At 75.9% G+C, this 7,077-nt stretch carries 8 protein-coding genes; 2 read left to right on the top strand and 6 right to left on the bottom strand.

What is annotated here, in order from left to right:
• Positions 1 to 186 precede the first annotated feature (186 nt).
• From BMZ50_RS15835 to BMZ50_RS23760, 3 genes are all read right to left on the bottom strand, one after another.
• Positions 187 to 387 carry a hypothetical protein gene (locus BMZ50_RS15835; protein WP_091326343.1) on the bottom strand — a complete coding sequence of 67 codons (201 nt, stop codon included), beginning with the start codon at positions 385 to 387 and terminating at the stop codon, positions 187 to 189.
• A 112-nt stretch (positions 388 to 499) separates the two neighbouring features.
• Complete coding sequence (locus tag BMZ50_RS15830) at positions 500 to 1,726, bottom strand: cytochrome P450 (protein WP_091326341.1); 1,227 nt, start codon at positions 1,724 to 1,726, stop codon at positions 500 to 502.
• Positions 1,727 to 1,824: 98 nt separating this feature from the next.
• The gene (locus BMZ50_RS23760; RefSeq protein ID WP_143087191.1) at positions 1,825 to 2,445 is read right to left on the bottom strand and encodes a hypothetical protein; all 621 of its coding nucleotides are present in this window, start codon (positions 2,443 to 2,445) and stop codon (positions 1,825 to 1,827) included.
• Positions 2,446 to 2,653: 208 nt separating this feature from the next.
• Between BMZ50_RS23760 and BMZ50_RS15820 the strand changes: the two genes are divergently transcribed.
• Together BMZ50_RS15820 and BMZ50_RS15815 are read left to right on the top strand one after the other, a co-directional pair.
• A complete protein-coding gene (locus BMZ50_RS15820) occupies positions 2,654 to 3,505 on the top strand; it encodes a DUF1206 domain-containing protein (protein WP_091326339.1) in 852 nt (283 codons plus the stop codon).
• 67 nt (positions 3,506 to 3,572) lie between these two features.
• On the top strand, positions 3,573 to 4,445 hold the full coding sequence (locus tag BMZ50_RS15815; protein ID WP_091326337.1) for a DUF1206 domain-containing protein: 873 nt from the start codon (positions 3,573 to 3,575) through the stop codon (positions 4,443 to 4,445).
• A 40-nt stretch (positions 4,446 to 4,485) separates the two neighbouring features.
• Here BMZ50_RS15815 and fabG read toward each other — a convergent pair whose 3' ends face one another.
• From fabG to BMZ50_RS24275, 3 genes are all read right to left on the bottom strand, one after another.
• Entirely contained in the window at positions 4,486 to 5,247 is a 762-nt protein-coding gene (gene fabG, locus BMZ50_RS15810) for a 3-oxoacyl-ACP reductase FabG (RefSeq protein WP_091326335.1), read from the bottom strand.
• A complete protein-coding gene (locus BMZ50_RS15805) occupies positions 5,244 to 6,461 on the bottom strand; it encodes an acetyl-CoA C-acetyltransferase (RefSeq protein ID WP_091326333.1) in 1,218 nt (405 codons plus the stop codon). Before BMZ50_RS15805 ends, fabG begins: the two co-directional genes overlap by 4 nt.
• A 142-nt stretch (positions 6,462 to 6,603) precedes the next feature.
• The gene (locus BMZ50_RS24275; RefSeq protein ID WP_281245442.1) at positions 6,604 to 6,921 is read right to left on the bottom strand and encodes an STAS domain-containing protein; all 318 of its coding nucleotides are present in this window, start codon (positions 6,919 to 6,921) and stop codon (positions 6,604 to 6,606) included.
• Positions 6,922 to 7,077: the final 156 nt, after the last annotated feature.

Genomic DNA, 7,077 nt, shown 5'->3' with positions numbered 1-7,077 from the left:
CCTCGCCCGACAACCCGACGGCCGCTGGCGCACCTGGCGCCCCGACGGCACCGAGATCCGCACCGGCCCGGCAGACCTGCGCGCCGCCTGACCCCGAACCGCCCGAACCCCCGAGACCGCCGACCCCGCCGCGCGACCCCGCCGGCGGGGCTCAGGGGTGCCCGTCCGGGACCGCGGCAGCAGGCGTCAGCCGTGACGGTGGCGCGCCAGCACCTCGGCCCCCTGGCGCACGCCGGCGACGGCCGCCCCCAGCAGCAGGCCGACGGCGCCGAGGCCGACCAGCCCGACGCCACTCATCGACGTCATGTCCAGCTCCGCCCACACCAACCCGACGACCAGCGCGAGCAGCCCCACCGCACCGGCGACCGGTGCCAACCACCTGCTCATTTCGTCCTCCCCCGTCCCCCCGTGGCATCGATCAGACCACGGACCGGGGACAGTCACCGCCGGCTCCGGTGCGTCCATCGCGCACCGCGAGCGGGCACCCCGGGCGGCGTCATCAGCCGCGCACCCGGAGCACCACACCGCTGGCCGGTCGGGCCGGGATCCGCCGCAGGGAGATGCTGAGGTCCTGCTCCGGGACGTCGGCCTCCAGGCGGGCCAGCCGGACCGCCAGCGCCGACAGCAGCGCGACGGTGATCTGCTCGCCGGGGCACCGGTGGTTGGTCCGCGGGTCCCCCGCGCCCTGCGGCACCATCTCGAACGGGCCGCTCTCCGGGCCGAGGAAGCGCTCCGGCCGGAACGTGTACGGGTCACCCCACAGGTCGGCGTCGTGGTCCTGCCCGTACAGGTCCAGCAGCACCATCGCGCCGGCCGGCACCTGCTCGCCGTCCCACTCGACCGCATGCGGCGCGCGTCCGCCGATGAACGGTGCGAACGGGTAGAACCGGCGCACCTCGTGCGCGAACGCCCGGGCGAACCCGGGCTCGCCGGAGGCCAGGCGCTCCCGGTGCCGCGGCCACCGGATGAGCGCGTGCGCGGAGAAGGCGAGGAACCAGCTGACCGCGACGGTGGGCCGGATGATGTTGAGCAGCTCCACCGCGGCCACCCGCGGCTCGAGCTGTTCGCCGCCGGCGTCGCGGTGCCGGGCGACGACATCCACCGCGGTGCCCGCCGGCAGCGTCGTCTCGCCGCTGCGCACGTCCTCCACGACGCGGGCCAGCTCCGCCTCCCGCCGGGTGCGCGCCCGGCGGGCCCGCCAGTGCCGGGGGCCGCCGGTGGCGAACCCGTCGACCATCGCGGCCAGGTCGCGGGCCAGCGCGGGCACCTGGTCCTCGGCCAGCGGGACGCCGGCCCAGTCGCACACCGCGCGGGTCAGGACGACCCGGGACTCCTCGAGCAGCACGATGCGCTCCTGCCGCGCCCAGCCGGGCACCGCGGCGTCCCAGCCCGCCACGGCCCGCTCGACCAGCGGCTCGATGCCCTCACCCATCAGCAGCGCCACGAACATCGCCTTGCGCGCCCGGTGCGCGGGCCCGTCGAGGGTGTGCACGCCGCCCTCGCCGAAGAGGGTGGCCCGCACCGGCTCGGGGATGGCGCCCGCCCGCCGGACGTGGTCCTCGTCGTAGAGGAAGCGGGCCGCGTCCGGGCCCTCGATGCCGAGTGCCGGCCGGCCCAGCAGCCGGGTGGACACCGTGCGGCGGCCCCGCGCCCGTCGCCCGTCGGGCAGCCAGGCGTAGCCCTGGGTGAGCAGGAGCAGGGTCTCGTCCCGGCGGGGTCGGAGCACGGGGCAGCGATGCCCATCCCGGGACACCGGCTAACCGCCGGCCTCGGCGCCGGCGCTGCTCACGCAGGGACGGCCGCTCGGGGCGGCGGCCGGGCGGCTCAGGCGCGGACGCCGCACCCGCCGGCCCCGCAGGCACACCCCGCGCAGGCCGACGGCCGGGCCGGGGCCGGGGGCTGCACCGCGACCGCGCGGAGGTTGACCGCGTTCACCAGCAGGAAGACCCCGACCAGCCCGACGCCGAGCGCGGCGGCCACCGCGGCGCCGCCGGCAGCCCGCTCCCAGCTCGAGGCGATGCCGGTGACGACGAGCACCCCGGTCAGCAGGGCCGTCCACACCAGCCCGGCCTGGCCGCTGCGGCGGACGGCACCCCCGCGGCCGAGCAGGACCAGCGCACCGGTCAGCAGGGCCGCGGGCACGCCGGCGAGCAGCACCCAGCCCGACAGCGGCGCGGAGGCCAGCGCGAGGCCGACAGCGGCGAGCCCGCCGATCACGAGGGCGGCACGCCGAGCGGGCGGCCGGGTCGTCCCGATGGCGCCACGCACCGCGGCCGCCGCGCCCACGATCCCGAGCAGCAGCCGGTCCCCGCCGTCGGACCAGAACACCGCCACGACCGCGACGAGCAGCAGCGCGATGCCACCGGCGAGCCACCGCGGCCAGGTCCTGCGCGCCACCTCCGGGCTGGTCCGCTCCACCGTTCCTGCCGTTCCGCCGCTCGCCACGGGTGCCAGTGTCCCCTACCGGCGCGCGCGGTCCGGGCCGGTCCCCGGCGATCCGGCGCGACCCGTGTCACCCCTCGTCAGGGTGCGCAGCCGGCACGGGGAGGTGCCCGCGCCACCGGCCGGGACGCCACCCTGCCCGCGCTCGACCCGGCACGCCCGGTCGCGCTGTGCCAGGCTGATTCCCGGGATCCGGGAGGAGCGAGACGGCATGAGCGGTCCGGGAACAGCGGGCTCGGCAGCGGGCACGACCCGCCGCGCGGGCAGCAGCGGCGCCCTCGAGAACCTGGCCCGCGTGGGCCTGATCGCCTACGGCGTGGTGCACCTGCTGATCGCCTGGCTGGCCCTCCAGCTGGCGTGGGGCGGGAACACCGGTGCGCCGGCCGACCAGTCCGGGGCGATGGCCACCCTGGCCGAGCAGCCGGTGGGCAAGCCGCTGCTGTGGGTGATCGCCGTCGGGATGATCGCCCTGGCGGCCTGGCAGCTGACCGAGGCGCTGCTCTGGCGCCGCGGCCTGTCCCTGGGCGGCGAGGCCCGGACGAGGGCGCTGAAGAAGATCGGCAAGTCGGTCGCGAAGACCGCCGTCTACCTCGCGCTGGCGGTGCTGGCGATCCGCTTCGCCACCGGTGGCGGGCAGTCCAGCTCGGGTCAGCAGCAGCAGGAGACCAGCGGCGTCTTCAGCTGGCCCGGCGGGCGCTGGCTGGTCGGGATCGCCGGCCTGGTGGTCATCGGGGTCGGCGTCTACCTGGTCTACAAGGGCCTCTCGAAGCGCTTCCTCAAGGAGATCGACCTGGCCCAGGCACCGCCGAAGGCCACGGCGCTGGTCGAGAAGCTGGGCATGGCCGGCTACCCCGCGAAGGGGGTCGCCCTCGGACTGGTCGGCGGCCTGCTGGTGTATGCCGCGGTCACCTTCGACCCGGCCAAGGCCACCGGTCTGGACGGCGCGCTGCGCACCGTCCTCGCGGCGCCGTTCGGCCAGCTGCTGCTCACCCTGATCGCCGTGGGCATCGCCGCGTTCGGCGCCTTCTGCTTCATCCGCGCCCGCTACCCCGAGCGCACCTGAGCACCGTTCGCCGCGGCGGGAATCCGTCGAGGTAGCCGCCGCCCGCGCCCTCGCGCACGATCGACCCGTGCCGACCGCCCGCTCGCTGCTCGACCGTGTTCACCGGGCCGCCGAGTCCGCCCGGGAGGTCACCGACCACCCCGTGCTCGAGGCCGTGGCCCGCGTCGGCCTCGTCGCCTACGGCGCGATGCACCTGCTCATCGGCTGGCTCGCGCTGCAGCTGGCCCGGGGTGCCCGCGACACCGACGCCGACGCCGACCAGACCGGTGCGCTGCACGCCGTCGCCGGTTCACCCGGCGGGCGGCTGCTGCTGTGGGTCATCGGGGTGGGCATGCTCTCTCTGGCCGTCTGGCAGGCCGGCGAGGTGCTGCTGTGGTGGCACGGTCTGCTCGAGCGTGAGCGCTGGAGGCGGGCGGCCTACGTCTGCGCCAAGTGCCTCGCCAAGGCCGCGGTCTACGCCGTCCTCGGGGTCACCGCGGTGCTCTTCGCCGTCGGCGCCGAGTACGAGGCCGACGAGCGGTTGCGCGAGCTGACCAGCCAGACGCTGCGCTTCCCCGGGGGTGCGGCCCTGGTCCTCAGCGTCGCCGTCGCCGTGGTCGGCGTCGGCGTCTACACGCTCGCCCGGGGCCTCACCGGCGGGTTCATGCGCGACATCGACCTGCCCGCGGCCCCCGACCGCTGGGAACCGCTCATCGCCGCGACCGGACGCGTCGGCTACGTCGCGAAGGGTCTCGCCTTCGCTCTCGTCGGCGTGCTGCTGTGGCAGGCGGGCAGCTCGGCGGACGTCTCCACCGCCACCGGGCTGGACGGCGCCATGACCGCGATCGCCGCGGTCGAGGCCGGCCCCCGGCTGCTCACCGGGATCGCGGTCGGCTTCGCCGCATTCGGCGTCTACGCCCTCGCCCGGGCCTGCTACCCCGACCGCGACCCGTCGTCGTGACGCCCGCGCCCCGCGGGCCCGCCCGCCGGGGTGACGCGGCTCAGGTGCGGGGGCCGCCGGCCACGTAGATCACCTGGCCGGAGACGAACCCGGCACCCTCGCTGACCAGGAACGAGACCGTGTGCGCGATGTCCTCGGGCTGCCCGGCGCGCTGCACCGGGATCGCCGCGGCCCGCTTCTCGACGTAGGGCTCCCACTCCTCGCCGATGCGGGCGGCGGTCGCCCGGGTCATGTCGGTGACGATGAACCCCGGGGCGATGGCGTTCGCGGTCACCCCGAACCTGCCCAGCTCGATGGCGAGGGTCTTGGTGAAGCCCTGCAGCCCGGCCTTGGCCGCCGCGTAGTTGGCCTGACCGCGGTTGCCCAGCGCCGAGACGCTGGACAGGTTGACGATCCGGCCCCAGCCGGCCTCGACCATGTGCTGCTGCACCGCCCGCGTCATCAGGAACGAGCCGCGCAGGTGCACGTGCATCACCAGGTCCCAGTCGGCGTCGGTCATCTTGAACAGCAGGTTGTCGCGGGTGACCCCGGCGTTGTTGACCAGCACCAGCGGCGGGCCGAGCGCGTCGGCGACCCGGTCGACGGCGGCGCTCACCTGCTCGCTGTCACCGACGTCGGCCCCCACCGCGAGCGCCCGGCCGCCCGCCTCCTCGATCGCCCGCGCGGTTCCGCGGGCGTCGTCCTCCTGCAGGTCGAGCACGGCGACGGCGAAGCCGTCGGCGGCCAGCCGACGGGCGGTGGCGGCACCGATGCCGCGGGCGGCGCCGGTGACGATCGCGACACGGCCGTCGGCAGCGCTCACGCCGGAACCCGCTCGAACAGCGCGGCCAGCCCCTGCCCGCCGCCGATGCACATGGTCTCCAGCCCGTAGCGGGCGTCGCGGCGGGCCATCTCGCGGGTCAGCGTGGCCAGGATGCGGCCGCCGGTGGCGCCCACCGGGTGGCCGAGGGAGATCCCGGAGCCGTTGACGTTGGTCCGCTCGAAGTCACGCTCGGTGAAGTCCCACTCGCGGGTCACCGCGAGCACCTGGCTGGCGAAGGCCTCGTTGAGCTCGATCAGGTCGACGTCCTTGAGCGCCAGCCCGGCCTGGTCGAGGGCCTTGGCGGTGGCCGGGACCGGGCCGATGCCCATGGTCGCCGGCGGCACGCCGGCGACGGCCCAGGAGACCAGCCGGGCCAGCGGGCGCAGGCCGAGCTCGGCGGCCTTCTCCGGGGTGGTGACGATGGCGATCGCGGCGCCGTCGTTCTGGCCGCTGGCGTTGCCCGCGGTGACCGTGGCCTCCGGATCGTCCTTGCCCATGATCGGGCGCAGCTTCGCCAGGGTCTCCACGGTCGAGTCCGGGCGGATGTGCTCGTCGCGGTCGACGACGGTCTCACCCTTCCGGTGCGTCACCGTCACCGGGACGATCTCGTCGGCGAACCGGCCGGCCTCGGCGGCCGCGGCGGCGCGCTGGTGGCTGCGGACGGCGTACTCGTCCTGCTCCTCGCGGGAGATCTTGTACTCGCGGCGCAGGTTCTCCGCGGTCTCGAGCATGCCGCCGGGCACCGGGTGGTTCCGGCCGCCGGCGGTCACCCGGCCGCGCGCCAGCCCGTCGTTGAGCAGCACCCCGGGCCCGGCCTTGACGCCCCAGCGCATGGCGGTCGAGTAGAAGGGCGCGTTGCTCATCGACTCCGCCCCGCCGGCCAGGACGACGTCGGCGGCGCCGGTCTGCACCTGCATCGCGGCGTACAGCACCGCCTGCAGGCCGGACCCGCAGCGCCGGTCGAGCTGGATGCCGGAGGCGGTGACCGGCAGGCCGGCGTCCAGCGCCGCGACCCGGCCGATCGCCGGGGCATCCATCGTCGGGTAGCAGTGGCCGAGCACCACGTCGTCCACCGACTCCGGGGGCAGCCCGGTGCGCTCCATCAGCGCGCGGATGACCGTGGCGGCCAGGTCCTGCGCCGGTACGTCCCGGAGCGATCCGCCGAAGCCCCCCACCGGGGTCCGCAGGGGCTCACAGATGACCGCATTCCGCACGGGGGTCCTCCTCGTTCGTCGCCAGCGTCCCCAGAGTCTCCCCCTGGGGGCGCCGGGCCGGGACAGCGGCCTCTCCGCGGGCGCGCGGATGCGCCGCCACCGCTCGGGCGGTGGCGGCTGGACCAGGCGGCGGTGCGGCGGCTCAGGCGGCGCCGCTGCTCGGCTCGACCTGCTCGACGTCGAGCAGCTCCCACAGCCCGGTGAGCTGCAGCGGGCGGATGACGGGACGGCCGGAGGCCAGGATGCGCAGCCGGAGACCGAGCTCGGTGGCCTGGCGGTGGGCCCCGGCGAGCACGCAGAGGCCGGCGGAGTCGAGGAAGGTCACCCCGTCGAGGTCGACGATCACCTGGGTGACGCCGGCGACGAGCACGTCGCCGAGGGCGGCGCGGAGGGCGGGGGCGGAGGAGGAGTCCACCTCGCCGACGACGGTGAGGCGCACGCGGTCATCAACAGCGGTCACATCGACCGACACGAGATCTTGGCTGGGCGGGAGGGAGGTAGCGGTCACGGAAGCCTCATCGAGAGAGCGGGCCCGTACGGAGAACCACGGCAGCGACACCGCAGCACGGCGAAGAGTCCGGTGCTGGTACCACGGCTGCCTGATTGAACCGCTGCC

The organism is Geodermatophilus ruber (assembly GCF_900114385.1).
Lineage (GTDB): Bacteria > Actinomycetota > Actinomycetes > Mycobacteriales > Geodermatophilaceae > Geodermatophilus > Geodermatophilus ruber.
The sequence above is the reverse complement of the archived record's forward strand: the minus strand, read 5'-3'. Positions and strand labels throughout refer to the sequence as shown.